Below are 22951 nucleotides of genomic sequence, written 5' to 3' on the forward strand. Positions count from 1 at the left end.
CATTTCCTTGCTAGTTGAGTAAATCCTTTTCATGCAGGGAGGGGTGTTTAGCATTAAGGTATGGGGGTGACCTTAATAATGACTCCGATCAATCATATCAATTATTGAATTTTGTTGCAATAGTTTTTGTCAAAAATTCTTTATTAATTAAGTGAGAATCCCTTTATTATGAATTAACGATGTGAAGCTATGATGAATATGGAAATTGAAACTTTAATTGAATTGATGGCTATATCAAGTGATTTACATCGCGAAGTTGGAAAATTTTTGAATTTTCAACTCCATAATATCTTCAAATGGTTACGACCTAGGCTAGGAACCAAATAAGCAATGTGACAAAAAAATCTCAGACTTTAATAGGCATTATGCCTAATTTTTTTTATCATAAAACTACTTTATTTTAAAATATCAGGAACACAAATGAATATCATTCTTTTAGGACCTCCAGGAGCGGGAAAAGGCACGCAAGCAAAACGCATAGAAGCCCAGTTTCACATTCCACAAATTTCAACTGGAGACATGTTAAGAGCTGCAATTAAATCTGGCTCTGACATAGGTGTAAAACTTAAGAAAATTCTAGATATAGGCGAGCTAGTCTCGGATGATTTTATCATGCAAATTGTTAAAGAGCGACTAATTCAAAACGACTGTAAAAATGGTTTCATGCTTGATGGTGTTCCACGCACAATTGGTCAAGCAGAAGCGTTTAAAAAACTTGGCATCAACATCGATTACATCATTGAAATCAGTTTGGATGACGAATTGATTATCAAACGGATCTCAGGACGTAGAATTCATGAACCATCTGGACGCACTTATCACATTGAGAACAATCCACCAAAAACTAAAGGCAAAGATGACGTGACAGGTGAATGCTTGATTCAACGCGAAGATGATAAAGCAGAGACAGTGAAAAAACGCTTAAACGTTTATCATGCACAAACTGCACCATTGGTTGCATATTATCAAAATTTTAAGCCTGATGACATAAACACTAAAAAAACTACTTACGTAAAAATTGATGGCAAACAACCAGCAGACATCATCACAGATAAAATTTTTGCCATTTTGACTGAAAAGAAGAATAAATAACTACAAAAAAGCCGCAAAATTGCGGCTTAAATAATAAAAGCGTTTTATATATCTTTTTTATTCAGCTTTAATAATTAACTGAATATCCGCATCTACATCTGTATGCAAATGAACCAATAAACTATACTCACCCAACGAACGAATAATACCTTCTGGCATGCGCACATGGCGTTTCTCAACTTCAACACCAACGGTTTTGGCGATCACTTCAGCTACTTCTTTCGTACCCACCGAACCAAATAGCTTACCACCATCTCCGGCAGGAGCAACAATTGTGAACACTTGACCTATAATTTTTTCTGCTTTTGCTTTAGCATCTGCCAAACGGACAGCTTCTGCTTGTTGCAATTCTGCTTTTTGCTTCTCAAATGTAGCAATGTTTTGCTCAGTTGCTTGAACCGCTTTACCATAAGGTACTAAATAGTTACGCGCATAGCCAGGCTTAACATTTACCACATCACCCAAAGCACCTAGGTTTTCTACTTTTTCCTTTAAAATAACTTGCATTGTGAAAGACCTCTTAGCTGGTATTAATTAAAGTGACGATCACAGTATGGAATTAACGCCAAGAATCTTGCTCTTTTAATTGCAGTAGCAAGTTGGCGCTGATACTTAGTTGAAGTACCTGTAATACGACTTGGAACGATTTTACCGGTTTCCGTAATATATCCTTTTAAAGTGTTTAAATCTTTGTAATCGATTTCTTTTACGCCTTCAACACTAAAACGACACACTTTACGACGACGATTTACACGCATAGTTCTCTCCTTACTCAGTATCAACTGTTTCTTTAACTTCTTTTTTCTCATCTTTAGCCATCATCACTGAGGGTTCAATTATTGAACCTTTAGTACTCAAAACTAAACGACGAAGAATTGCATCATTATATCTAAATGAATCATTTAGCTCATTCAATGCTTCAGTATTACATTCAATATTCATCAAGATGTAATGTGCTTTATGAAGTTTTGCAATTGGATAAGCAAGTTGACGACGCCCCCAATCTTCTAGACGATGAATCTTACCGCCAGTTGACTCAATGATTTCACGATATTTTTGCAACATCTGTTGTAACTGATCGCTTTGATCAGGATGAACCATAAACACAATTTCATAATGTTTCATATTTTTACTCCTTTCGGTTTATCGTACTTACTCTCGATAAGCTAGTGCTTTATTAAATATAAAACAATAGCAAAGAGTCGCGTTATTGTTACAAACAAGTGCCCAAAACACAAGCAAATACACTTTATAACGCAAACAAAAAAGGCTTCCACTTAGAAGCCTTTTAAAATCTCTGGTGGGTGCTGAGGGGTTCGAACCCCCGACCCTCGCCTTGTAAGGGCGATGCTCTCCCAGCTGAGCTAAGCACCCGAGAACGAAACCAAATTATAGAGCCAAAAAAAACAAAGTCAATCACTAAAATTATTATTTTTGAACTTTCTAATATTCTTGCTGTGCTCGTAATTCTGACTTAGATATCTTGCCACCAGCAATTTCACGTAAAGCAACAACTGTTGCTTTATCATTGTCCCATTCGACACGCGGTTCTTGACCACTTAACATTAAATTACGTGCCCTTTTTGCTGCTAATACAATCAACTCAAAACGGCTATCTATTTTTTCTAAACAATCTTCTACTGTTACACGAGCCATAGCATTCTCCAAGGTTTTAAAGCTGGTCAATTCTATAAAAGTTTTGTTATTTTGCCAAGGTTTTTAACAACTCCATATGTTCATCACTATCATTTAAGCATGGCATAACTGCATAATGCGTACCCCCTGCCTGAAGAAAAGTTTTACGCTCGGTTTCATTAAGCTCCTCTAATGTTTCTAAACAATCTGCCGCAAACCCTGGAGTAACAAGTAAAATTTTATTTTTATTTTCAGTTGGAAGGATCTTTAAAACATCTGTTGTATAAGGGCTTAACCATTTTTTAGGTCCAAAACGCGACTGAAAAGACATCCTAAGCTCAATATTAAGATTAGAAAGCGCATTTTTAACTAAACGATAAGTTTCTTGACACTGCCAATAGTAGGGGTCACCCTTATCCACGCATTGTTTAGGTATGCCATGAAAAGAGAATAAAATAATATCTGGGGCAAAATTAAGCTTAGGTATATAGGTTAAAACACTCTTTTTTAATGCCTCAATATACTGTGGATGAGCGTAATATGGTTTAACTCCAATAATGTTAGGCTGATTACGCATTTTTTTGAGCACACGAAACACTTCGTCATAAACAGAAGCTGTCGTTGTAGCAGAATACTGTGGGTATAAAGGAAATACTTTAATTGTTGTTACGCCTTGTGCTTGTAAGCTATGGATTTTTGCTTCTATTGAAGGCTCACCATAACGCATGGCGAAGTCAACGATGACATCGTTATCTATTGCTTGTGCTAGCCTCTTAGTTTGCATTTGAGTGTAATACATAAGCGGTGAAAGGTTTTTTTCTTTCAACCAAACTTTTTGATAAAGCTTTGCAGTTTTAGGAGAACGAAATGGCAGAACTAATAATCTTAAAATCAATTGCCAAATTAAAGGGGTTAATTCAATAACTCGTCTATCCGATAAGAATTGTTTTAAATACTGTTTTACGTCTTTTACTGTGTACGAGTCTGGAGTGCCTAGATTAACTAATAAGACTGCGTGTTTATCATATTCTCTATATTGTGACGTTACTGTTTTCACATATCACCTACTTACTTCTCTTTCTCCTGTATCAATTAATAATGCAAATTTTACAGGATAACTAATTAAGTCAATTTGAACCAATTCTCGAGTTTAAGTTTGGGTCTCTTTTACAATACTTTCTAATGCTAATTCAATGGTTGGATATATAAACTTAAATTCTAAATTTTGTAACCGTTTAGGTTCGATACAATGCGAAGCTAATAGCAACTCATTTCCCATTTGTCCAAACATGAGTTTGACCATAAATTTTGGGATAACAAACCATTGACGCTTATTCATTTTTTGGCAAAGTATTCGCATAAATTTAGCTTGTGTACAGGCATTAGGTGCGACGATATTAAAAGTTGTATTAACAGCATCTATCGTTAGTAAAAATAGCAGCGCACGGCATAAGTCATTGATATGCACCCAAGACATCAACTGCTGACCATCACCAATTCTTGCACCCATGCCCATTTTAACACTAGATAATAACTGATTAAGCATACCACCTTTCCCCAAGACTATTCCAAAGCGCAAGATAGTCTTGCGTCTTAGTCTTGAACCTATAACTACTGCCTCCCATTGCTTTGCAATATATTGACAGAAGCCTGTATTATGCTTTGATAATACCTCAATATTATCTTCATTTTGGAGCTTAAAAGAAAAAGGGTAAAAGCCAATTGCACTGGCATTAATAAGCCATATATCATTATCCCCAATCAGTTTAATTAAGTATTCTGTCGTCTCAACTCGACTATTAACAATCTTATTTTTAATTTGTGGTGACCACCTTTTTTCACTGATGCCGTAACCACACAAATTAATCACAACATCAAATGTCGCTATTTGTTCAGGTATAATTTCGTCCCAAGTTATCACTTGATCATACCCATTAATCAACCTTGGTGTACGACTTAAAAGTATTACAGAATAACCCTCTTTTTTTAGATGATGTACTAAATTTCTACCAATAAAACCTGAACCACCAGCAATTAATATTCTCTTCATCCAGTTATCTTCATGATTACACCTAAATAATTTGAATAAGCCTGAGACTGAACTTAGTCAATGTCAAGAGAATTAGAAATAAAAAAGCCCACTTAAGTGGGCTTAATATTTTAGTAAGCTTATATTGATTATGCTTCTACAAAATTTTCAATTTCTGATTGAGGACGATCAACAAGCTCAATAAATGCCATTGGCGCCTTATCACCAAAACGATAACCACACTTAAGCACACGTGTATAACCACCTGGACGTGCTTCATAACGCTGAGCGATTTCTTCAAACAACTTTTTGACTGCCTCTTTGTTACGCAAAAAGCTAAACGCTTGACGTCTTAAAGCAACAACTTGTGCTTTAAACTCATTGCTGTCCAGGTCAATATCGCTCTTGCGCAATTCAACTTCACGCTTAGCTAGAGTAATTAAAGGCTCAACAAAACCCCTTAGCTCTTTTGCTTTAGGAAGCGTAGTTTTAATCAGCTCGTGCTTTAATAGAGACGCTGACATGTTTCTAAACATCGCTTTGCGATGGCTGCTTGTTCTATTAAACTTACGACCACTCTTACGATGACGCATAGTAATTTCCTTCTAGTTAAAATTATATTACTTATTACTCAATTGTTCTGGCGGCCAGTTGTCAATTCTAACACCCAAAGAAAGGCCACGTTCTGCCAGCACAGATTTAATTTCATTCAAAGACTTACGCCCTAAATTAGGGATACGCATTAAGTCAGATTCAGGGAATTGCACTAAATCACCCAAATAGCGGATATTTTGTGCTTTTAAGCAATTAGCTGATCTAACCGTTAACTCCAAATCTTCAACCGGTCTAAGTAGTAAAGGGTCGATTTCAGGCGTATCCTGAGTCATCTTACGACCCAAAGGTGCTTTTAAATCTACAAAAACAGCAATTTGCTCATAGAAATAAGTCATCGCCGTCTCGATTGCCACCTCTGGCTTAATCGTACCTTTAGTACGCATAAAAATTTCGAGCTTTTCACTACTGTTATCTAAAGCCTTAACAGTAAAAGAAACATCTAACACTGGATTAAAAGAAGCGTCTAATGGGATGTGACCAACCAAAAGTTCTTCTTCAGGTGATTGACTATATACCGTTGAAGGTACAAATCCACGACCTTGCGCTACTTTGACCAACATATTGATATGTCCACCTTCGTTTAAATGCGCAATCACATAATCAGGATCAGCCACATCCACATTACCGCTTGCTCCTAAATCTGCAGCAGTAACTTTTGCAGATCCTTTTTTCTCCAGAGTTAAATAGGCTTCTTCAACGTCATTTTCCAAACTAACAGCAAGCTTTTTTAAATTAAGTAGAATCTCAACAACGTCTTCTTGAACACCTTCCAGTGTGCAGTACTCATGTAAAGCCCTTTCAATTTGAACTTCAGTAATAGCAGCACCTGGAATGGAAGATAGTAAAATTCTTCTGAGAGCATTCCCCATTACATGACCAAAACCAACAGCAAATGGTTCAAGCACAATGCTAAAGCAGTTGCGCTTAACTTCAGTAATACTGCTAATTTGTGGTTTGTAAACTTCAGTTGGACAAGTATGCATTAACTGCTCTCCGTTTATCTATTATTTAGAATATAGCTCGACGATAAGTTGCTCGTTGATGTCTGCAGGTAATTCAGCACGTTCAGGTTTAGATTTAAATACACCTTCAAGCTTGGCTTCATTTACTTCAATCCAAGAAACAGATCCACGTTGCTTAGATAACTCTAACGCACTTTGAATGCGCAGTTGCTTCTTAGATTTTTCACGCACAGCAATCGTATCACCTGCGCTTAAATTAAAAGAAGGAATGTTACAAGTCTTACCATTTACTAAAACACCTTTGTGAGTCACCAACTGACGTGCCTCTGCACGCGTTGATCCAAAGCCCATTCTATAAACAACGTTATCCAAACGACCTTCTAAAAGCTCTAACAAGTTAGCACCTGTATTACCTTTACGCCTTGCTGCTTCTGTATAATATTTTTTAAATTGGTTCTCAAGTATGCCATAAATACGACGCACTTTTTGTTTCTCACGCAATTGCAAACCATAATCAGAAAGACGCGCTCTTTTTGCACCATGCTGACCAGGTTGCGTATTAATTTTGCATTTCTCTTCAATTGATCTCACACCGCTTTTTAGCTGAAGATCCGTGCCTTCTCGACGAGAAAGCTTACACTTAGGTCCTAAGTATCTAGCCATTTTACTTACCTTAAATCTTACACACGACGTTTTTTCGGAGGACGACAACCATTATGTGGTAATGGTGTTACGTCTGTAATACTTGTTACCTTAAAGCCTTTCGCGTTTAAAGCACGTACTGCAGATTCACGTCCAGGACCCGGACCCTTCACCAATACATCAACATTTTTTACACCATATTCAAGCGCTAGTTCACCTGCACGCTCAGCAGCAACCTGTGCTGCAAAAGGTGTACTTTTACGAGAACCTCTAAAACCACTACCGCCAGAAGTTGCCCAAGATAAGGCATTACCTTGACGATCTGTAATAGTAATAATCGTGTTGTTAAAAGAAGCATGAATGTGTGCAATTGCATCAGGCACGCTCTTTTTGACTTTTTTCTTAGGCTTTACAGCTTTTGCCATAAGTTCGATTCCTATTTGTTTTGTTATAATTGTACTTATGCCTTAATTGGCTTTCTTGGTCCCTTGCGTGTACGAGCATTTGTCTTCGTACGTTGACCTCTTACAGGCAGATTGCGACGATGTCTACGACCACGATATGTACCTAAGTCCATTAAACGCTTAATGTTCATTGATACTTCACGACGTAGATCACCTTCTACTGTAAACTTAGCAATCTCAGTTCTCAATAACTCGATCTGCTCTTCTGTCAAGTCTTTGACTTTTTTGCTTGGTTCAATGTTGCATGCTGCACAAATTTTAAGTGCACGCGGACGTCCAATACCATAGATTGCTGTTAAGGCAATATCAGCATGTTTATGATCAGGAACGTTAATCCCAGCTATACGAGCCATTCACAATACTCCGTTTTACTTTATTAATATCTTAAAATTGTTAGTAAAATTCTCACGGCGGACAAAGATACCTTTTTTCAGTTGAAAAAGCAAGTCGCCATGTTTAATTATTAACCTTGACGCTGTTTATGTCTTGGATCAGTACAAATCACACGAACCACACGATTGCGCTTTATCACTTTACAGTTTCTGCACATCTTCTTTACGGAAGCTCTGACTTTCATTGTATTACCTCATTTTTGTTAAAACTATAATTTACCGTAATTACTTAAATTTGCCTTTTTCAATAATGAATCATATTGCGTTGACATCATATGAGATTGAACTTGTGCCATAAAATCCATGATTACCACAACCACGATCAATAATGAAGTTCCACCAAATGTAAATGACAACCCATGACCAAAAAAATTCATAATGAAAATTGGTAGCAAACAAATTGCAGTAATATAAATTGAACCAATCAAAGTCAATTTACTCATCACTGAATCAATGTATTTTGCTGTTTGCTCACCTGGACGCACGCCAGTAATAAAGGCACCGGATCTTTTAAGGTTATCTGCCGTTTCTTTTGGATTAAAAACAAGCGCTGTATAAAAAAAGCAGAAAAATATAATCGCTGCTGCAAAAATTAAAGTATACAGCAAGCTACCTGGTTGTAGTGCTTCGCCTATTTCTGCTAACCATCCCAATGATGGTGAAGAAGCAAACCAATTAGAAAGCATGCCAGGAACCATCAAAATAGATGAAGCAAAAATTGGTGGGATCACACCTGCCATATTTAGTTTTAATGGTAAATGACTTGTTTGTGGCGCCATCATTTTACGACCTTGCTGACGTTTAGCATAATTTACCGTAATACGACGCTGCGCACGTTCCACAAACACGACAAAAGCAACAACAGCCAACAAAATAATTAACAACACCCAAACAGTCAGGTACGAAATCATTCCTTGGTTTGCTTGTGAAATTGTTGTACTCACCTCAAATGGTAAATTGGCAACGATCCCTGAGAAAATCAGTAATGAAATACCATTACCAATTCCTCGCTCAGTCATCTGTTCACCCAACCACATCAAGAACATACTACCTGTAGTCATTGAGACAATAGCAGCAAAATAGAACAAAAATCTTGAATCAATATCCACTAATCCAGGCTGATTAAAAGTATACACTGCAATACCAAATGACTGTATTAGCGCCAAAACAAAAGTTGCATATCTGGTATATTGCGTTATTTTCTTTTGTCCCGACTCGCCTTCCTTTTTAAGCTCCATCAACTTTGGCGATACAGCACTCATCATTTGGAAGATAATCGATGCAGAAATATAGGGCATTACACCCAACGCGAATATACTCAACTTTTCAAGCGCACCACCTGAGAACATATTAAACATACTCAGTAAGCCATTACCACCTGCTGATTGTGCTGACATAAGCTTAGCCAGCTGATCTGCATCAATGTACGGAATAGGGATATAGACACCTAGTCTAAAGACAATAATGCCTAATAAGACAAAAAGAAGGCGTTGTCTTAATTCGCGAAGACCACCACCTCTTTTAAGATTTTTTGTTGCCATAGCAATATTACTCTACCTTTCCACCAGCTGTTTCAATAGCAGCCTTCGCACCTTTAGTACAGTGTAGACCATTAATGGTTACTGCCTTGTTGATTTCACCACTTGCAATAATACGTGCTGCAAGCATATCCTTACGAACTATACCTGCGTCTTTTAACGCATCCAAATTAATTACATCTGCTTCAATTGCATTTAATTCATGTAACCTAATTTCAGCAACGTATTTTGCCTTACGTGAAGTAAAACCAAACTTAGGCAATCGTCTTTGAAGTGGCATCTGACCACCTTCAAAACCAACTTTATGGTAGCCACCAGCGCGTGCTTTTTGACCTTTGTGACCACGACCAGCAGTCTTACCAAAACCACTGCCAATTCCACGACCAAGGCGTTTAGCTGCAGATTTTGAACCTTCAGCTGGAGAAATCGTATTTAATCTCATTGAAATCACCCCTCTATTTTCACCATGTAGTAGATTTTATTCGCCATGCCACGATTAGCAAGTGTATCAATCACTTCTACAGATTGGTGAACTTTACGTAAACCCAAGCCGTTTGCACATGCCTTGTGCTTTTCGTGACGACCTATTAAGCTTTTAATAAGGGTTACTTTAAATGTTTTGTTATCAGTCATAGTCCTTACCCTTGAATTTCTTCAATAGACAAACCACGCTTTTCAGCAATCTCTTCTGGAGATTTAAGCTTAGTCATACCATTGATTGTTGCACGAACAACGTTAATTGGGTTGGTTGAACCATAGGTTTTAGCTAAAACGTTATGAACACCCACTACTTCAAATACTGCACGCATAGCTCCTCCTGCAATGATACCTGTACCAGGGGAAGCTGGCTGCATAAATACTTTAGAAGCACCATGACTTGCAGTTGTTGGATACCATAGTGTATCACCATTTAAGTTCACTGTTACCATATTACGACGCGCATTTTCCATCGCTTTTTGAATAGCAACCGGTACTTCACGGGACTTACCACGCCCAATACCCACTCGACCACTTCCATCACCAACAACAACTAAGGCAGCAAAGCTCATGATTCTACCACCTTTTACTGTTTTGGCATGTCTTTTAACACTGACTAACTTTTCAATCAAGCCGTCAGTTTTTTGCATATTATCTGCCATTATCAGTCGCCTTTAATTAAAATTTCAAACCATTTTCTCTAGCTGAATCAGCCAATGCTTTAACACGCCCATGATATCTAAAACCTGAACGGTCAAAAGCAATTTGCTCAATACCTTTTTCAATAGCGCGCTGTGCAATGAATTTACCAACAACCGTTGCAGAAGCAACGTTACCAGTATAAGCACAATCTTTTTTCACAGCTTCCTCAAGTGTTGACGCCTGCACCAAAACCTGTGAACCATCACCAGAAATAATTTGTGCATACATATGTCTTGGAGTCCTATGTATACATAGACGAACTTGATTTAGTTCTTTTAGTTTGATTCGCGTACGCTTCGCACGACGTAAACGAGCATTTTTTTTATCCATAGCTCTCTACTCACTTATTTTTTCTTAGCTTCTTTGGTTATGACTTTTTCATTCGCATAACGAACACCTTTGCCTTTATAAACCTCAGGTTCACGATATGAACGAATGTCTGCTGCAACTTTACCAAGTAGCTCTTTATTTGCACTCTTCAAAACAATTTCAGTTTGAGAAGGCGTCTCAACTGTTACACCTTTAGGTAATTCGTGATCAACCGGATGGGAAAAGCCAAGCGTTAAGTTGACACTATTACCTTGGGCTTTAGCACGGTATCCCACACCAACCAATTGTAATTTCCTCTCGAAGCCTTGGCTCACACCAACAATCATATTGTTAATCAAGGCGCGCGCTGTACCTGATTGCATGTTTGCACTTTTAGAGTCGTCATTCGCTTTAACGTTAACCACCTTATCTGCAACTTCAATTGTTACCGCATTATTAATTTTTTTAACTAACTCGCCTTTAGCACCTTTTACAGTCACAAAATTATCTCTTGCCACTGCAACCGTTACACCACTAGGAATAGCAACAGGCTTTTTACCAATTCTAGACATCGAATATCTCCTGCTTTATGCTACGTAGCAAATCACTTCACCGCCAACACCTTGAGCGCGTGCTTGTCTATCGCTCATTAAGCCACGAGAAGTAGAAATCACTGCCACACCGAAACCACCATATATTTTTGGAAGTTCAGCAGCCGTTTTGTATATACGAAGGCCAGGGCGACTTATACGTTTTAGCATTTCAATCACAGGTTGACCTTGATGATACTTAAGTTCAATATTTAGTGTGCCATTATTCTCTTCTGACACATTAACATTTTCGATATAACCTTCACTTACAAGAAGATCAGCAATAGCCTTCTTCTTATTAGACAAAGGCATAGAAACCGTTGTCTTATGTGCAGACAAACCATTTCTAATTCTTGTTAACATATCTGCAATAGGATCTTGCATACTCATAAAAATTAATCCTTCTATTACCAACTAGCTTTTTTCAAGCCAGGAACATCACCAACCATTGCGTGTTCACGCAATTTATTACGACATAGCCCAAATTTCTTGTATACAGCATGTGCTCTGCCTGTAATACGACAACGTGTCTGAAGGCGTGAAGGCGATGAGTTAACTGGAAGTTTTTGCAATTTAATTTGTGCATCCCATTTTTGATCATCAGAGGCAGTTGAGCTTAAAATAATTGCTTTAAGCTCAACTCTTTTTTGAGCATACTTTTCAACCAACCTCTGTCTTTTCAATTCTCTTTGGATCATTCCAAGTTTTGCCATTGTCTAGTAACTCCTTAAGATTTCAATGGGAAGTTAAATGCGTTTAACAATGCTTTGCCTTGCTCGTCATTTTTTGCAGTTGTTGTAATAGTGATATCTAAACCACGAATACTATCAACTTTATCATATTCGATTTCAGGAAAAGCAATTTGCTCACGCATACCCATGCTATAGTTACCACGACCATCAAACGATTTAGGATTCAAACCACGAAAGTCACGGATACGAGGGATTGCAATTGTAATCAAACGATCTAAAAATTCATACATACGGTTACCACGTAAAGTCACTTTGCAACCAATTGGCCAACCATCACGAATCTTAAAGCCTGCAATCGATTTTCTAGTTTTAGTAATCACTGCTTTTTGACCTGCGATTGCTTCTAGATCCTTAACTGCATTCTCGATCGCTTTTTTATCTTTTGCAGCTTCACCAACACCCATATTTAGCGTGATTTTGGTAATGCGTGGAATCTCCATCACATTAGCAATACCAAGCTCATTCTTAAGCTGTGCAACTACTTTTTCTTGATAGAAAGCTTTTAGCCTTGCCATATTTTACTACCTATAGATCTACTAATTCGCCATTTGACTTGAAATAGCGAACCTTTTTCTTACCATCTTCCACAAATTTAATACCAACACGGTCAGCTTTCTTTGTAGCAGGGTTATATAAAGCAACATTAGATGCGTGGATAGATGCTTCTTTCTCAACGATGCCACCCTCAACCCCTCTATTTGGATTAGGCTTCACATGACGTTTTACTAGATTCACACCTTCCACTACTACGCGATCTTCATCAGAAAGCACAGTAACTATCGTTCCTCTACGACCTTTGTCTTTACCAGCAATAATGATTACATCATCGCCTTTCTTCAGTCTATTCATTACTGTTATACTCCAACTTATAACACTTCTGGGGCAAGTGAAACAATTTTCATAAACTTTTCACTACGTAGCTCGCGTGTCACAGGACCAAATATACGTGTGCCAATCGGTTGGTTTTGGTTATTCAAAAGAACAACTGCATTACCATCAAAGCGCAAAACAGATCCATCACGGCGACGAACACCTTTAGCTGTTCTAACCACTACTGCACTGTAAACACTACCCTTTTTCACCTTACCGCGTGGGTTAGCTTCTTTAACAGAAACTTTAATCACATCACCTATACTTGCGTATCTACGATGGGAGCCACCCAACACTTTGATACATTCTACCCGACGAGCGCCACTATTATCAGCAACTTGAAGTTCAGTTTGCATCTGAATCATTTTATACCTCACTTACGTCAATTTCTAAGTAGTGGCGTCAAAAAGACGCACTATTATAACAACAAAAATCAAAAATGCAATTTAAGCAGTTTCTAACTTTGCTTTAACACACATTTCGCGCTTTTCACAACGAAAGAAATCTGCACATAAAATGCAAATTTCCTTATTTTGCACGCTCTACGATTGAAACCAAACGCCACTTTTTAGTCTTTGAGTAAGGTCTTGTTTCAGTAATTTCTACTGTATCGCCTTCTTTACACTCATTACCTTCATCATGCGCATGATACTTAGTCGTCTTAGTGACAAACTTACCATATAATGGATGCTTAACTTTACGATCAACTACAACCGTGATAGTTTTGTCCATTTTGTCGCTGGTTACTCTTCCAAGTAACGTTCTAATTTTATCACTCATTTCTAAGCACCTACTTTTTGTTTTTCAGACAAAATTGTATTAATACGAGCAATATCACGACGAATGTTTTTGAATATATGATTTTTCGTTAACTGCCCAGCGCCCTTTTGCATACGCAAATTAAACTGTTCTTTTAACAAATCAATTTTTTGCGCTTTTAGCTCTTGAGCAGACTTTGCTTTCAATTCTTTAATTTTTTCACTTGCCTTCATTACATCACCGTCTTTTCTGTGAATGTGGTTGCAATTGGAAGTTTAGCAGCAGCACGCGCAAACGCAGCTCTTGCGATTTCTTCACTCACACCTTGGATTTCATAAAGCATTTTTCCTGGCTGAATTTGGGCCACCCAGTACTCAACGTTACCTTTACCTTTACCCATACGAACTTCTAATGGTTTTTCAGTAATTGGTTTATCTGGGAATACACGGATCCAAACCTTACCACCACGGCGTACGTGGCGATTAATTGCACGACGACCGGCTTCAATTTGGCGAGCAGTTAAGCGACCACGACCAATCGCTTGTAAACCGAAATCACCAAAACTTACTTTATTACCACGCAGAGCAAGACCACGATTACGTAACTTTTGCTGTTTACGGAATTTAGTACGCTTAGGCTGTAACATTATTTAGCCCCTCTTCTTTTTGCTTTTTTAGGCGCTTTATCTTCTGCTTCAGGCTTACGCTCTTGACCAGGAAGAATTTCGCCTTTGAATATCCACACTTTAACACCTAGAATACCATAAGTTGTTAAAGCCTCAGATGTTGCATAATCAATATCAGCACGGAAAGTATGAAGTGGAATACGACCTTCTTTTGCCCACTCAGTGCGTGCAATCTCAGCACCACCCAAGCGACCAGCAATCGATACCTTAATCCCCTCAGCACCCATTTTCATCGCTGTTTGAATCGCACGCTTCATCGCACGACGAAACATTACACGCTTCTCAAGCTGTTGTGAAATGCCATCTGCAACTAACTGCGCATCTAGTTCAGGCTTACGAACTTCTTCAATATTGATTTGAACGGGAATACCCATTTTTTTAGTTAATTCATTACGCAATATTTCTACATCTTCACCTTTTTTACCAATCACGATACCAGGACGCGCAGTGAAAATAGTGACCTTAGCATTTTGCGCTGGTCTTTCGATCTTAATACGACTAACGGAAGCATTTTCCAATTTCTTATGAAGATAAGTACGCACTTCGATATCTGTGTTTAACTTATCTGCATAGTCCTTGGAACCTGCATACCATACTGAACGCCAGTCTTTGATAAAACCTAAGCGTATACCGGTAGGATGTACCTTCTGACCCATTTAGTGCCCCTTAATTTTTTTCTGCTACTTTCACGGTTACGTGAGAAGTGCGTTTTAAAATACGATTACCACGACCTTTAGCGCGAGCTTCAAAACGTTTCATAGTTGGACCTTCATCGACATGAACTGTAGAAACATACAATTCGTCAATATCCAACCCATCATTATGCTCAGCGTTAGCGATAGCAGACGTTAAGACACCTTTGATCAGACTAGCAGCTTTTTTATTGCTAAAAGAAAGAAGATTTAACGCTTTTTCAACTGGCAAACCGCGAATTTGATCAGCAACCAAACGCGCTTTTTGAGCTGAAATTCGCGCATGTTTTAATTTAGCTTGAACTTCCATTGAAAACCTCAATTATTTTTTCTTAGCTTTTTTATCTGCTGCGTGACCTCGGTAATTACGAGTCACAGCAAATTCGCCTAACTTGTGTCCAATCATGTTTTCAGTGACAAGCACTGGCACATGTTGATGCCCATTATGCACAGCAATTGTTAAACCAATCATATCCGGCACAATCATGGATCTTCTCGACCAAGTTTTAATTGGCTTTTTTGAATTAGCCTCTTGCGCATCAAACACTTTCTTTAATAAGTGATGATCAACAAAAGGTCCTTTCTTTAATGAACGAGCCACAATATTCTCCCTTTAATTATTTACGTCTTTGTACAATCAGCTTATTGGAGCGCTTGTTTGTACGTGTCTTTTTACCCTTAGTCTTCACACCCCACGGCGTCACAGGATGACGCCCAGCAGATGTACGACCCTCACCACCACCATGTGGGTGATCAACAGGGTTCATTGCAACACCACGTACGGTCGGGCGAATACCACGCCAACGATTTGCTCCAGCTTTACCGATTGATCTTAAGTTGTGCTCAGAATTAGACACTGTACCAATTACTGCACGACAACTTAACAACACTTTGCGCATCTCACCTGAACGCAAGCGCACGATCGCATAAGCATTGTCTTTACCAACGATTTGCATTGAAGCTCCCGCTGAACGTGCTAATTGAGCACCTTTACCTGGCTTCAACTCAACGTTGTGAACAACCGCACCCAAAGGAATGTTACGAATTGGCATACAGTTACCTGGTTTGATCGAGACATGCTCACCAGATATTACCTCCATACCTTCAACCAAACCCTTTGGTGCAATCATGTATCTTCTTTCTCCGTCTTTATACAACACCAAGGCAATGTATGCTGTACGGTTAGGATCATATTCGATACGCTCAACTTTAGCAGGAATATCATCTTTGACTCGTTTAAAGTCAATAACGCGGTAATTTTGCTTGTGACCACCACCTTGGTGACGAACTGTAATACGACCCTGGTTATTACGACCTGAGTTTTTAGATTTTTTCTCAACTAATCCAGCAAAAGGTTTACCTTTGTATAAGTCAGGGTTTTTAACCTGAATAACAAAGCGACGACCAGGAGAGGTTGGTTTTGCTTTAACTACTTTCATTTATTTATCCTCACCTCTAACTTATTCAGCACCAATAAAATTGATGTCATGACCTTCAGCAAGTCTAATATAAGCTTTCTTCCAGTCCTTAGTTCTACCTTCAATACGACCAAAACGGCGCGCTTTACCTTTCACGTTGACAGTTTTCACATCTTCAACTTTTACTTCAAAAAGCATTTCAACCGCTTTTTTAATTTCTATTTTAGTTGCATTAGTTGCGACTTTAAATACAACATAAGAAGAGCGCTCAGCTACCTCATATGCCTTATTAGTCACATGCGGACTTAGCAACACTTTAAGCAATCTTTCTTGATTCATACTAAACGCTCCTCAACTTGCTTAACTGCTTCTTGAGTCATAATTACTTTATCAAAACACATTAAAGCAACTGGATTGATTTCTTGTGAATCAACAACGGCTACGTTTTTAATGTTTCTTGAAGCTAGATAAAGCTCTTCGGTAAACTCTTCAGGACTTACAACGATTAATGCTTCTTTTATATCTAATTGTTTTAAAGCTTGAACAAATTCTTTTGTTTTTGGCGTCTCAACTTTAAAGCCTTCAATCACTAACAAACGCTCCGCTCTTAACAGCTCAGATAAAATAGATTGAATGGCAGCTCGATACATCTTACGGTTGACTTTTTGCTCATAATTTCTTGGTTTAGCAGCGAATATCACACCGCCCTTACGCCATAAAGGTGAACGAATTGTCCCCGCACGAGCACGCCCTGTACCTTTTTGTCTCCAAGGCTTAGAGCCACCACCTGAAACCTCGGCACGTGTTTTTTGCGCTTTTGTACCTTGACGACTACCTGCCATATAGGCAACAACAACTTGATGAATGAGCGCTTCGTTATAGTCTCTAGAGAACACGCTATCTGCAACATTCAATACCGAATGATTGTCGCCCGCTAATGTTTTAATATTTAAATCCACGTAACTTCTCCCTCTTAAGCTTTAACTTTAATAGCAGGTGTTACAATAACATCACCGCCTGTTGCGCCTGGGATGCCACCTTTTAGCAGCAATAAACCATTTTCAACATCTACTTTAACGACTTCAAGAGTTTGAATAGTGGTTTTAACATTACCTAAGTGACCAGCCATTTTCTTGTTCTTGAAAACACGGCCTGGTGTTTGGTTTTGACCTGTTGAACCAGGTACACGATGCGAAAGAGAGTTACCATGAGTTGCATCTTGCGTTCTGAAATTATGACGCTTAACACCACCTTGGAAACCTTTACCTTTTGATGTGCCTGTCACATCTACTTTTTGACCAGCCTCAAACATTGAAACGTCAATTGTTTTACCAGCTTCAAATTCGATAACTTGCTCAGCACCTAGACAAAACTCCCACAAACCACGACCTGGCTCAACATTTGCCTTAGCAAAATGACCCGCTTCTGGTTTAGTTACGCGAGAGCGCTTTTTAACACCTGTTGTCACCTGAATAGAACTATATCCATCTGTTTTAGTAGTTTTTACTTGCGTTACCGTATTTGGCTCCACATGAATAACTGTTACAGGGATAGATGTGCCATCTTCAGTGAATACACGAGTCATGCCGCATTTGCGACCTACGATACCTAAAGACATCTTTTATCCTCACTTTATTATTATTTACTTTCACGATTACAATTGACCGTGAAACGCTTTTAATCTGCACAAAACTCATGCAGCTCAACTAAAGCAATTACTTTTAACAAAAAATATGCTTTAGCAAGTTCTTTGCAATTTAGGCAAATGCAAAGACACAACTCACAAAAAAGTGAACTGTTTTATATGACATTTATTACAAACGCCATATAAAACAGCTCAAAATTTACCTTAAAACATGCGCCAATAAAAGAGTAACCTCCTAATTAACAAGGAGCCACCCACATTACAACAACATCTTTAAGGCTTTGACACAGTTAAATGGTAGCGCATTCTAACGCAAACTGATTCAAACATCAACAGTTGTACACAAATTTGCTCTGTACACGAAGATTTCTTCATTTGACTAGCACCTTAGAATGGATCTTGTAGAGTTTTCAAACGTAACTTAAAGTCCTTAACTGTAATAACCGATTGAAATGCTTTTTTATATATTGCAAATCTACAAATCAAGAAAAAATAATGCTTGTCGGTATTTTGTAATTTTTTCTTCGTGTACAGAAATAAATTTGAATTGGAGTGAAGCTATGCCTCATTTTTTAATCAAACTTGAAGGCAGAATTTAGAATTATGAAAAATTTACACAGTTAGATGAACAGACTCTCAAGCACACCTGTCAACACTGCTAAATTTACTCCAAATTAGTGTTACTCAACACCATTTGTGTCTGTTGTTTACGATAGGTCTTTATCGCCTTATTGTATTTTTCATGCTGATTAGCCAATATACTACAAGCAAAGAGTGCGGCATTAATTGCGCCTGCTTTTCCAATTGCAAAAGTTGCCACAGGCACCCCTGCTGGCATTTGCACAATTGACAACAATGAATCTTGACCTGATAAAGCTTTGGATTGCACAGGCACACCCAACACCGGAATATGTGTTTTAGCAGCAAGCATCCCAGGTAGATGTGCAGCTCCTCCAGCACCGGCAATAATGACTTTTAAGCCTTTTACTTCGGCCGATTCAGCATATTCAAATAAAAGATCAGGCGTTCTATGAGCAGACACTACTTGCGCTTCATAAGGAATACCTAAAACTCTCAGCGTTTCTGTTGCATTTCTCATTGTTTCCCAATCAGACTTGGAACCCATTACAACACCAACAAGAGCATTCTCCATCACTTCCTCTCCTTTTGAATTAAACGCACGACCTGAGCACAAATCCATTCATAAACAAAATTAAGACTATGTTTGCCTTTATTACTAAAACGCACATGTAACTCTTGCTCAAATTCACGCTTATCGACATGATCCTCAACTTTAACAAGTAGTGACAGATCATCCACTGGAGCATCCGTTTTCTGCCAAAATATTGTCATACCATTCGTTTGCAATTGAATAGATAACCTAGGTTGCGATTCACAGACAGGCATCATTTCTGCTAAATGACTATAGACGTATCCCTTGGTGACGTCTTTTTGCATAGTCAATACAACCTCTCCTGAACGTAAATAGCTCTTTAATAACTTGCTGGCAGACTGTTTGTTTCTACTTACCACAAATGGTTCAATAAGCGCATCTATTTCGTTTACCAATTGTATTGTACCTTCACTTGTACTTGCTAAATGTAGCTTAACTTCAAGGTAAGGATAAGCTGCTCTATATCCAAGCTCAACTTGATACTTATCTGCCAAGGGCTTTAATTGATATGCAATATGCGCTTCAGAAACTCCTATCAACTGCCAATTAAAATGTGCTGGCTTTTGTTTGTTTTGTAATTGACTCAAAATGAGTAATACTAGTTTTTCAAACATTGGCAAACATTCATGAGGTGGTCCTGGCAGCATAAATAGGTGCTTATCCCCCTGATGAATATAACAACCATCTGCTGTACCGACTTCATTGATCAAAACTTGAGCACCTTGCGGGAAATAAGCTTGTTTTTTATTATTTTCAGGAACACTACCAAAACGCTTTGCCACACGTTCATATATTCGCTGCCACGATGCTTCATTAAACACCAACTGCTGTTCAAAAACTTCTGCAATTGCTTCTACTGTCTTATCATCCTCTGTTGGTCCTAAGCCACCTACTGTGATCACAATAGCATGCTCGTTAAGCAAGAATTTCAAACTAGTTTTTAGCTTATCTTTATTATCAAAACAAGCCAAATGTATGCCTACTTCAAATCCTTCTGAATATAACCTTTGGGCAAGCTCAGGAGTGTTAGTATTAAGTACATCGCCAGTTGTAATTTCATCTCCTGTTGCTAAAAAACCTATATTTTTTGTAATATTGTATGTTTTTTCTACTAGGTTTAAGTCATCAATAAAAACACCATCTATACCTTCTTTTAGCATTTGTAAAACAACCTCATCTGTAAGTTTGCTATTTGAGTAAGTCAATAACTTGCCAAAGCTTGCTTTAAGCTCCACTATCCGCTCTAGAGTTAAAACAGCATTATTAATGCCAAGCGCAACACAATTCCAAAGACCATATAATTGTTTGATGCGGTCAAACACATCACGATGAGCAACCTGCCAATCTTCTATTTCTAATAAAAACTCACGTGCTATTCCTAATTTACTACCTGCTAACAGTCCCAATACGTATTCTGAAAAACTCGACAATAAAATCCTATCATGTAGTTGAGGATATTCTGCTAATAGTTTTAACAATGCTTGAACCAAACGCACTTCATAAACTTCATCAAAACTCTGCCTTACTTTCACTTCAATATTAGTATGCAAATCAGTGATTTCAGCCATCCAATCAAGATATGTCTTAAGCATTGGAATACGATTTAATCCTTGAACATGTATGTCATAAAATGTATCGCTTAACACCGATAAACTTTCAATCTTATGCCACTGCCAAGTAGTAATATCTGCATCTATGCCTGTTAATTTTTTGGCATTGTTGTCATGAAAAATAAATAAAACGTCATCTGCACTTAGCTGTACATCTAACTCAATCCATTTACATCCCGCATCATAAGCTTTTTTAAATGCAAGCATCGTATTTTCAGGTGCAATCTGATTAGCACCTCGATGTGCAATAAAGCTATTTATCTTCATTATTAGGTTCTACTTCTGCTTGATCCAATATATCTTGAGGCAACGTTTTTCTCATTTGAACACCCATGTTTTCTAGTTGTAGTGCCTGAGAAATCAAATTTCCTCGTCCTTTGCTGAGTTTATTGAGTGCACCCTCATAACATTCCTTTGACTTATCAATTTGCTTACCTAAAGACTCAATATCCTCAACAAATCCTCTAAATTTATCAAGCATCTTAGTAGCACGTTCTGTAATTTCACTTGCATTTTTATTTAATCTTTCATAGTTCCAAGTATTCCTAATCGTACCTAATGTCGCAAGCAAAGTTGTGGGTGTCACAATGATAATCCGTTTTTTAAATGCTTCGTGGAAAAGCGCATCATCATGCTGAAATGCAACAACAAAAGCTGCTTCAATTGGCATAAACATCAAAATAAAATCAAGAGAGTTAACCCCTGACAATGCTTCATAACCTTTACCTGACAATAGATTAATATGCTGTCGAATCGCCTCAATATGTTTTTTCAAACACTCTAAACGCGTTGCTTCTGACTCTGAACGCGTGTACGCTTCATAACTAACAAGTGATACTTTAGCATCAACAATTACATCTTTGCCATCTGGTAAATGAACAATGACGTCAGGTCGCAAACGCACATCTTTATCCTCTTCATCTTGTGCTTTATAGCTATTTTGGACTTCATATTCGTAACCTTTACGTAAACCTGATGATTCAAGTACACGTTCCAATATCACCTCACCCCAATCACCTTGCAGTTTTTTATCTCCCTTTAAAGCTTTGGTGAGGTTCTTCGCTTCTTTGTTCATTTCTTGATTAAGTTCAAATAGTTTATTGACTTCTTTTTGCAGTGAAGCACGCTCTTTTGCTTCATGCACATATACATCATCAACTTTCTTTTTAAAGTCAGTTATATCGTTTTTGAAAGGTTGTAGTATCTCCGCAAGGTTAAGCTTATTCTGATTGACAAACTTCTCTCCTTTTTCTTCAAAAATGCGATTAGCTAAATTTTCAAACTGCTCGGTTAAGCTTATCTTAGCATTTTCCAATAGTGCTATTTTCTCTTGTGCACTTTGGCTTTGTGCTTCTATATGTTTACCAAGCTTAGATACTTCTGCTTGCAAATTTGACTTTTCTGCCCCGAGTGCTTCTAGTTTATTATTTGCACGTTCAATCGTTTCTTGATATTGTTTTTTAAGCTCAACTAATTCTTGTTTTAAACGTAAAACTTCTGAATTTAAAGCATCTGCCTTAGCATCATCAGTGGCTGATTTATTTTGTAGTTTTATGACTTCATCATTTCTAATTTCAAATTTTTGCTTAAATAAGCTTAACTCTTGAATGAGTTTTTGTTGGTATTCTTGATAATGCTTATGCTCGGTATTTAGTATTAAGTTTTGTTCTTTTTTTTGCTGAAGCTCTACTGCTGTTTCCAGATTTGTTCTGGTTAAATCATCAATTGAAACTTCAAGTATTTTAAGTTTGTTCTTAAGCTCTTTTGAACTTAGTCTTATGACAATGATCCCGACTGTCAAACCGATTATAAATGCAAGAATTAAGAAGATACTGAACATAATTGTCCCTTTTAGCGAATTTGCTCGCTATGATGCCATAAAAGACGATATATGGGGAT

The 22951-nt window shown here is 37.8% G+C and carries 37 protein-coding genes and 1 tRNA gene; 1 reads left to right on the top strand and 37 read right to left on the bottom strand.

Annotated elements, in window-relative coordinates:
• Nucleotides 1-420 precede the first annotated feature (420 nt).
• On the top strand, nt 421-1092 hold the full coding sequence (gene adk / locus M1V25_RS05905) for an adenylate kinase (protein WP_498842710.1): 672 nt from the start codon (nt 421-423) through the stop codon (nt 1090-1092).
• 57 nt (nt 1093-1149) lie between these two features.
• On the opposite strand, the gene rplI is transcribed toward adk, so the two are convergent.
• The 37 genes from rplI to M1V25_RS06090 form a co-directional block, all read right to left on the bottom strand.
• On the bottom strand, nt 1150-1599 hold the full coding sequence (gene rplI, locus M1V25_RS05910) for a 50S ribosomal protein L9 (protein ID WP_116963827.1): 450 nt from the start codon (nt 1597-1599) through the stop codon (nt 1150-1152).
• A 23-nt stretch (nt 1600-1622) separates the two neighbouring features.
• The gene (rpsR, locus tag M1V25_RS05915) at nt 1623-1850 is read right to left on the bottom strand and encodes a 30S ribosomal protein S18 (protein ID WP_116963826.1); all 228 of its coding nucleotides are present in this window, start codon (nt 1848-1850) and stop codon (nt 1623-1625) included.
• A gap of 10 nt (nt 1851-1860) precedes the next feature.
• Entirely contained in the window at nt 1861-2217 is a 357-nt protein-coding gene (gene rpsF, locus M1V25_RS05920; RefSeq protein WP_116963825.1) for a 30S ribosomal protein S6, read from the bottom strand.
• A gap of 173 nt (nt 2218-2390) precedes the next feature.
• Nucleotides 2391-2466: transfer RNA gene (locus tag M1V25_RS05925), tRNA-Val, on the bottom strand.
• 69 nt (nt 2467-2535) lie between these two features.
• Nucleotides 2536-2748, bottom strand: a complete 213-nt coding sequence (gene rpoZ / locus M1V25_RS05930; protein ID WP_116963824.1) for a DNA-directed RNA polymerase subunit omega — start codon at nt 2746-2748, stop codon at nt 2536-2538.
• Between the two features lie 46 nt (nt 2749-2794).
• Complete coding sequence (gene hemH, locus M1V25_RS05935) at nt 2795-3784, bottom strand: ferrochelatase (protein ID WP_498842711.1); 990 nt, start codon at nt 3782-3784, stop codon at nt 2795-2797.
• Nucleotides 3785-3877: 93 nt separating this feature from the next.
• Nucleotides 3878-4777, bottom strand: coding sequence for a TIGR01777 family oxidoreductase (locus tag M1V25_RS05940; RefSeq protein WP_498842712.1), 900 nt, complete (start codon nt 4775-4777; stop codon nt 3878-3880).
• Between the two features lie 128 nt (nt 4778-4905).
• On the bottom strand, nt 4906-5349 hold the full coding sequence (gene rplQ / locus M1V25_RS05945; RefSeq protein ID WP_498842713.1) for a 50S ribosomal protein L17: 444 nt from the start codon (nt 5347-5349) through the stop codon (nt 4906-4908).
• Nucleotides 5350-5376: 27 nt separating this feature from the next.
• Nucleotides 5377-6354 carry a DNA-directed RNA polymerase subunit alpha gene (locus tag M1V25_RS05950; RefSeq protein ID WP_116963820.1) on the bottom strand — a complete coding sequence of 326 codons (978 nt, stop codon included), beginning with the start codon at nt 6352-6354 and terminating at the stop codon, nt 5377-5379.
• A gap of 21 nt (nt 6355-6375) precedes the next feature.
• A complete protein-coding gene (gene rpsD / locus M1V25_RS05955) occupies nt 6376-6996 on the bottom strand; it encodes a 30S ribosomal protein S4 (RefSeq protein WP_116963819.1) in 621 nt (206 codons plus the stop codon).
• Nucleotides 6997-7013: 17 nt separating this feature from the next.
• Complete coding sequence (gene rpsK / locus M1V25_RS05960; RefSeq protein WP_116963818.1) at nt 7014-7400, bottom strand: 30S ribosomal protein S11; 387 nt, start codon at nt 7398-7400, stop codon at nt 7014-7016.
• Nucleotides 7401-7435: 35 nt separating this feature from the next.
• A complete protein-coding gene (gene rpsM, locus M1V25_RS05965) occupies nt 7436-7792 on the bottom strand; it encodes a 30S ribosomal protein S13 (RefSeq protein ID WP_116963817.1) in 357 nt (118 codons plus the stop codon).
• Nucleotides 7793-7902: 110 nt separating this feature from the next.
• Nucleotides 7903-8016 carry a 50S ribosomal protein L36 gene (gene rpmJ, locus M1V25_RS05970; protein ID WP_003017816.1) on the bottom strand — a complete coding sequence of 38 codons (114 nt, stop codon included), beginning with the start codon at nt 8014-8016 and terminating at the stop codon, nt 7903-7905.
• 24 nt (nt 8017-8040) lie between these two features.
• Nucleotides 8041-9372 (bottom strand): preprotein translocase subunit SecY, encoded by a 1332-nt coding sequence (gene secY, locus M1V25_RS05975; protein ID WP_116963816.1) that lies wholly within the window; start codon nt 9370-9372, stop codon nt 8041-8043.
• Between the two features lie 7 nt (nt 9373-9379).
• Nucleotides 9380-9811: a 50S ribosomal protein L15 gene (rplO, locus tag M1V25_RS05980; RefSeq protein WP_116963815.1), complete on the bottom strand. Its 432-nt coding sequence runs from the start codon at nt 9809-9811 to the stop codon at nt 9380-9382.
• A gap of 5 nt (nt 9812-9816) precedes the next feature.
• Nucleotides 9817-10002 carry a 50S ribosomal protein L30 gene (gene rpmD, locus M1V25_RS05985; RefSeq protein WP_116963814.1) on the bottom strand — a complete coding sequence of 62 codons (186 nt, stop codon included), beginning with the start codon at nt 10000-10002 and terminating at the stop codon, nt 9817-9819.
• A gap of 5 nt (nt 10003-10007) precedes the next feature.
• The gene (gene rpsE, locus M1V25_RS05990; protein ID WP_116963813.1) at nt 10008-10508 is read right to left on the bottom strand and encodes a 30S ribosomal protein S5; all 501 of its coding nucleotides are present in this window, start codon (nt 10506-10508) and stop codon (nt 10008-10010) included.
• 16 nt (nt 10509-10524) lie between these two features.
• On the bottom strand, nt 10525-10878 hold the full coding sequence (gene rplR, locus M1V25_RS05995; protein WP_116963812.1) for a 50S ribosomal protein L18: 354 nt from the start codon (nt 10876-10878) through the stop codon (nt 10525-10527).
• A 14-nt stretch (nt 10879-10892) separates the two neighbouring features.
• On the bottom strand, nt 10893-11429 hold the full coding sequence (rplF, locus tag M1V25_RS06000) for a 50S ribosomal protein L6 (RefSeq protein WP_116963811.1): 537 nt from the start codon (nt 11427-11429) through the stop codon (nt 10893-10895).
• A 15-nt stretch (nt 11430-11444) separates the two neighbouring features.
• Entirely contained in the window at nt 11445-11837 is a 393-nt protein-coding gene (gene rpsH / locus M1V25_RS06005) for a 30S ribosomal protein S8 (RefSeq protein WP_116963810.1), read from the bottom strand.
• Nucleotides 11838-11854: 17 nt separating this feature from the next.
• Nucleotides 11855-12160: a 30S ribosomal protein S14 gene (rpsN, locus tag M1V25_RS06010; RefSeq protein ID WP_116963809.1), complete on the bottom strand. Its 306-nt coding sequence runs from the start codon at nt 12158-12160 to the stop codon at nt 11855-11857.
• A gap of 14 nt (nt 12161-12174) precedes the next feature.
• Nucleotides 12175-12714 carry a 50S ribosomal protein L5 gene (rplE, locus tag M1V25_RS06015; protein ID WP_116963808.1) on the bottom strand — a complete coding sequence of 180 codons (540 nt, stop codon included), beginning with the start codon at nt 12712-12714 and terminating at the stop codon, nt 12175-12177.
• A 10-nt stretch (nt 12715-12724) separates the two neighbouring features.
• Nucleotides 12725-13048, bottom strand: a complete 324-nt coding sequence (rplX, locus tag M1V25_RS06020; protein WP_116963807.1) for a 50S ribosomal protein L24 — start codon at nt 13046-13048, stop codon at nt 12725-12727.
• 17 nt (nt 13049-13065) lie between these two features.
• Entirely contained in the window at nt 13066-13434 is a 369-nt protein-coding gene (gene rplN / locus M1V25_RS06025; RefSeq protein ID WP_116963806.1) for a 50S ribosomal protein L14, read from the bottom strand.
• Nucleotides 13435-13597: 163 nt separating this feature from the next.
• Nucleotides 13598-13849 (bottom strand): 30S ribosomal protein S17, encoded by a 252-nt coding sequence (gene rpsQ, locus M1V25_RS06030; protein ID WP_116963805.1) that lies wholly within the window; start codon nt 13847-13849, stop codon nt 13598-13600.
• 2 nt (nt 13850-13851) lie between these two features.
• The gene (gene rpmC / locus M1V25_RS06035) at nt 13852-14061 is read right to left on the bottom strand and encodes a 50S ribosomal protein L29 (protein WP_116963804.1); all 210 of its coding nucleotides are present in this window, start codon (nt 14059-14061) and stop codon (nt 13852-13854) included.
• Complete coding sequence (rplP, locus tag M1V25_RS06040; protein ID WP_116963803.1) at nt 14061-14474, bottom strand: 50S ribosomal protein L16; 414 nt, start codon at nt 14472-14474, stop codon at nt 14061-14063. Before rplP ends, rpmC begins: the two co-directional genes overlap by 1 nt.
• Nucleotides 14474-15169: a 30S ribosomal protein S3 gene (gene rpsC, locus M1V25_RS06045; RefSeq protein ID WP_116963802.1), complete on the bottom strand. Its 696-nt coding sequence runs from the start codon at nt 15167-15169 to the stop codon at nt 14474-14476. The genes rplP and rpsC overlap by 1 nt, the downstream gene beginning before the upstream one ends.
• Nucleotides 15170-15179: 10 nt before the next feature.
• Nucleotides 15180-15515: a 50S ribosomal protein L22 gene (gene rplV, locus M1V25_RS06050; protein WP_116963801.1), complete on the bottom strand. Its 336-nt coding sequence runs from the start codon at nt 15513-15515 to the stop codon at nt 15180-15182.
• 12 nt (nt 15516-15527) lie between these two features.
• Complete coding sequence (gene rpsS / locus M1V25_RS06055) at nt 15528-15806, bottom strand: 30S ribosomal protein S19 (RefSeq protein ID WP_116963800.1); 279 nt, start codon at nt 15804-15806, stop codon at nt 15528-15530.
• 16 nt (nt 15807-15822) lie between these two features.
• Nucleotides 15823-16644, bottom strand: a complete 822-nt coding sequence (gene rplB / locus M1V25_RS06060; RefSeq protein WP_116963799.1) for a 50S ribosomal protein L2 — start codon at nt 16642-16644, stop codon at nt 15823-15825.
• Between the two features lie 21 nt (nt 16645-16665).
• Complete coding sequence (gene rplW, locus M1V25_RS06065) at nt 16666-16962, bottom strand: 50S ribosomal protein L23 (RefSeq protein ID WP_116963798.1); 297 nt, start codon at nt 16960-16962, stop codon at nt 16666-16668.
• On the bottom strand, nt 16959-17582 hold the full coding sequence (gene rplD / locus M1V25_RS06070; RefSeq protein WP_116963797.1) for a 50S ribosomal protein L4: 624 nt from the start codon (nt 17580-17582) through the stop codon (nt 16959-16961). Before rplD ends, rplW begins: the two co-directional genes overlap by 4 nt.
• A 14-nt stretch (nt 17583-17596) precedes the next feature.
• Nucleotides 17597-18241 (bottom strand): 50S ribosomal protein L3, encoded by a 645-nt coding sequence (gene rplC / locus M1V25_RS06075; RefSeq protein ID WP_116963796.1) that lies wholly within the window; start codon nt 18239-18241, stop codon nt 17597-17599.
• 691 nt (nt 18242-18932) lie between these two features.
• Nucleotides 18933-19421 carry a 5-(carboxyamino)imidazole ribonucleotide mutase gene (gene purE / locus M1V25_RS06080; protein ID WP_116963795.1) on the bottom strand — a complete coding sequence of 163 codons (489 nt, stop codon included), beginning with the start codon at nt 19419-19421 and terminating at the stop codon, nt 18933-18935.
• Nucleotides 19421-21319, bottom strand: a complete 1899-nt coding sequence (locus M1V25_RS06085; protein WP_498842714.1) for a glycerophosphodiester phosphodiesterase family protein — start codon at nt 21317-21319, stop codon at nt 19421-19423. Before M1V25_RS06085 ends, purE begins: the two co-directional genes overlap by 1 nt.
• Nucleotides 21306-22892 carry a DNA recombination protein RmuC gene (locus tag M1V25_RS06090; RefSeq protein ID WP_498842715.1) on the bottom strand — a complete coding sequence of 529 codons (1587 nt, stop codon included), beginning with the start codon at nt 22890-22892 and terminating at the stop codon, nt 21306-21308. The genes M1V25_RS06085 and M1V25_RS06090 overlap by 14 nt, the downstream gene beginning before the upstream one ends.
• Nucleotides 22893-22951 lie beyond the last annotated feature (59 nt).

It is taken from the genome of Candidatus Nebulibacter yamunensis (assembly GCF_024208055.1).
GTDB lineage: Bacteria > Pseudomonadota > Gammaproteobacteria > Francisellales > Francisellaceae > Caedibacter > Caedibacter lacustris.

Excerpts from the sequence above, each read along its gene's own strand:
- adk (WP_498842710.1), top strand. The coding sequence starts at position 421 with ATGAATATCATTCTTTTAGGACCTCCAGGAGCGGGAAAAGGCACGCAA.
- rplI (WP_116963827.1), bottom strand. The coding sequence starts at position 1,599 with ATGCAAGTTATTTTAAAGGAAAAAGTAGAAAACCTAGGTGCTTTGGGT.
- rpsR (WP_116963826.1), bottom strand. The coding sequence starts at position 1,850 with ATGCGTGTAAATCGTCGTCGTAAAGTGTGTCGTTTTAGTGTTGAAGGC.
- rpsF (WP_116963825.1), bottom strand. The coding sequence starts at position 2,217 with ATGAAACATTATGAAATTGTGTTTATGGTTCATCCTGATCAAAGCGAT.
- rpoZ (WP_116963824.1), bottom strand. The coding sequence starts at position 2,748 with ATGGCTCGTGTAACAGTAGAAGATTGTTTAGAAAAAATAGATAGCCGT.
- M1V25_RS05940 (WP_498842712.1), bottom strand. The coding sequence starts at position 4,777 with ATGAAGAGAATATTAATTGCTGGTGGTTCAGGTTTTATTGGTAGAAAT.
- rplQ (WP_498842713.1), bottom strand. The coding sequence starts at position 5,349 with ATGCGTCATCGTAAGAGTGGTCGTAAGTTTAATAGAACAAGCAGCCAT.
- M1V25_RS05950 (WP_116963820.1), bottom strand. The coding sequence starts at position 6,354 with ATGCATACTTGTCCAACTGAAGTTTACAAACCACAAATTAGCAGTATT.
- rpsD (WP_116963819.1), bottom strand. The coding sequence starts at position 6,996 with ATGGCTAGATACTTAGGACCTAAGTGTAAGCTTTCTCGTCGAGAAGGC.
- rpsK (WP_116963818.1), bottom strand. The coding sequence starts at position 7,400 with ATGGCAAAAGCTGTAAAGCCTAAGAAAAAAGTCAAAAAGAGCGTGCCT.
- rpsM (WP_116963817.1), bottom strand. The coding sequence starts at position 7,792 with ATGGCTCGTATAGCTGGGATTAACGTTCCTGATCATAAACATGCTGAT.
- rpmJ (WP_003017816.1), bottom strand. The coding sequence starts at position 8,016 with ATGAAAGTCAGAGCTTCCGTAAAGAAGATGTGCAGAAACTGTAAAGTG.
- secY (WP_116963816.1), bottom strand. The coding sequence starts at position 9,372 with ATGGCAACAAAAAATCTTAAAAGAGGTGGTGGTCTTCGCGAATTAAGA.
- rplO (WP_116963815.1), bottom strand. The coding sequence starts at position 9,811 with ATGAGATTAAATACGATTTCTCCAGCTGAAGGTTCAAAATCTGCAGCT.
- rpmD (WP_116963814.1), bottom strand. The coding sequence starts at position 10,002 with ATGACTGATAACAAAACATTTAAAGTAACCCTTATTAAAAGCTTAATA.
- rpsE (WP_116963813.1), bottom strand. The coding sequence starts at position 10,508 with ATGGCAGATAATATGCAAAAAACTGACGGCTTGATTGAAAAGTTAGTC.
- rplR (WP_116963812.1), bottom strand. The coding sequence starts at position 10,878 with ATGGATAAAAAAAATGCTCGTTTACGTCGTGCGAAGCGTACGCGAATC.
- rplF (WP_116963811.1), bottom strand. The coding sequence starts at position 11,429 with ATGTCTAGAATTGGTAAAAAGCCTGTTGCTATTCCTAGTGGTGTAACG.
- rpsH (WP_116963810.1), bottom strand. The coding sequence starts at position 11,837 with ATGAGTATGCAAGATCCTATTGCAGATATGTTAACAAGAATTAGAAAT.
- rpsN (WP_116963809.1), bottom strand. The coding sequence starts at position 12,160 with ATGGCAAAACTTGGAATGATCCAAAGAGAATTGAAAAGACAGAGGTTG.
- rplE (WP_116963808.1), bottom strand. The coding sequence starts at position 12,714 with ATGGCAAGGCTAAAAGCTTTCTATCAAGAAAAAGTAGTTGCACAGCTT.
- rplX (WP_116963807.1), bottom strand. The coding sequence starts at position 13,048 with ATGAATAGACTGAAGAAAGGCGATGATGTAATCATTATTGCTGGTAAA.
- rplN (WP_116963806.1), bottom strand. The coding sequence starts at position 13,434 with ATGATTCAGATGCAAACTGAACTTCAAGTTGCTGATAATAGTGGCGCT.
- rpsQ (WP_116963805.1), bottom strand. The coding sequence starts at position 13,849 with ATGAGTGATAAAATTAGAACGTTACTTGGAAGAGTAACCAGCGACAAA.
- rpmC (WP_116963804.1), bottom strand. The coding sequence starts at position 14,061 with ATGAAGGCAAGTGAAAAAATTAAAGAATTGAAAGCAAAGTCTGCTCAA.
- rplP (WP_116963803.1), bottom strand. The coding sequence starts at position 14,474 with ATGTTACAGCCTAAGCGTACTAAATTCCGTAAACAGCAAAAGTTACGT.
- rpsC (WP_116963802.1), bottom strand. The coding sequence starts at position 15,169 with ATGGGTCAGAAGGTACATCCTACCGGTATACGCTTAGGTTTTATCAAA.
- rplV (WP_116963801.1), bottom strand. The coding sequence starts at position 15,515 with ATGGAAGTTCAAGCTAAATTAAAACATGCGCGAATTTCAGCTCAAAAA.
- rplB (WP_116963799.1), bottom strand. The coding sequence starts at position 16,644 with ATGAAAGTAGTTAAAGCAAAACCAACCTCTCCTGGTCGTCGCTTTGTT.
- rplW (WP_116963798.1), bottom strand. The coding sequence starts at position 16,962 with ATGAATCAAGAAAGATTGCTTAAAGTGTTGCTAAGTCCGCATGTGACT.
- rplC (WP_116963796.1), bottom strand. The coding sequence starts at position 18,241 with ATGTCTTTAGGTATCGTAGGTCGCAAATGCGGCATGACTCGTGTATTC.
- purE (WP_116963795.1), bottom strand. The coding sequence starts at position 19,421 with ATGGAGAATGCTCTTGTTGGTGTTGTAATGGGTTCCAAGTCTGATTGG.
- M1V25_RS06085 (WP_498842714.1), bottom strand. The coding sequence starts at position 21,319 with ATGAAGATAAATAGCTTTATTGCACATCGAGGTGCTAATCAGATTGCA.
- M1V25_RS06090 (WP_498842715.1), bottom strand. The coding sequence starts at position 22,892 with ATGTTCAGTATCTTCTTAATTCTTGCATTTATAATCGGTTTGACAGTC.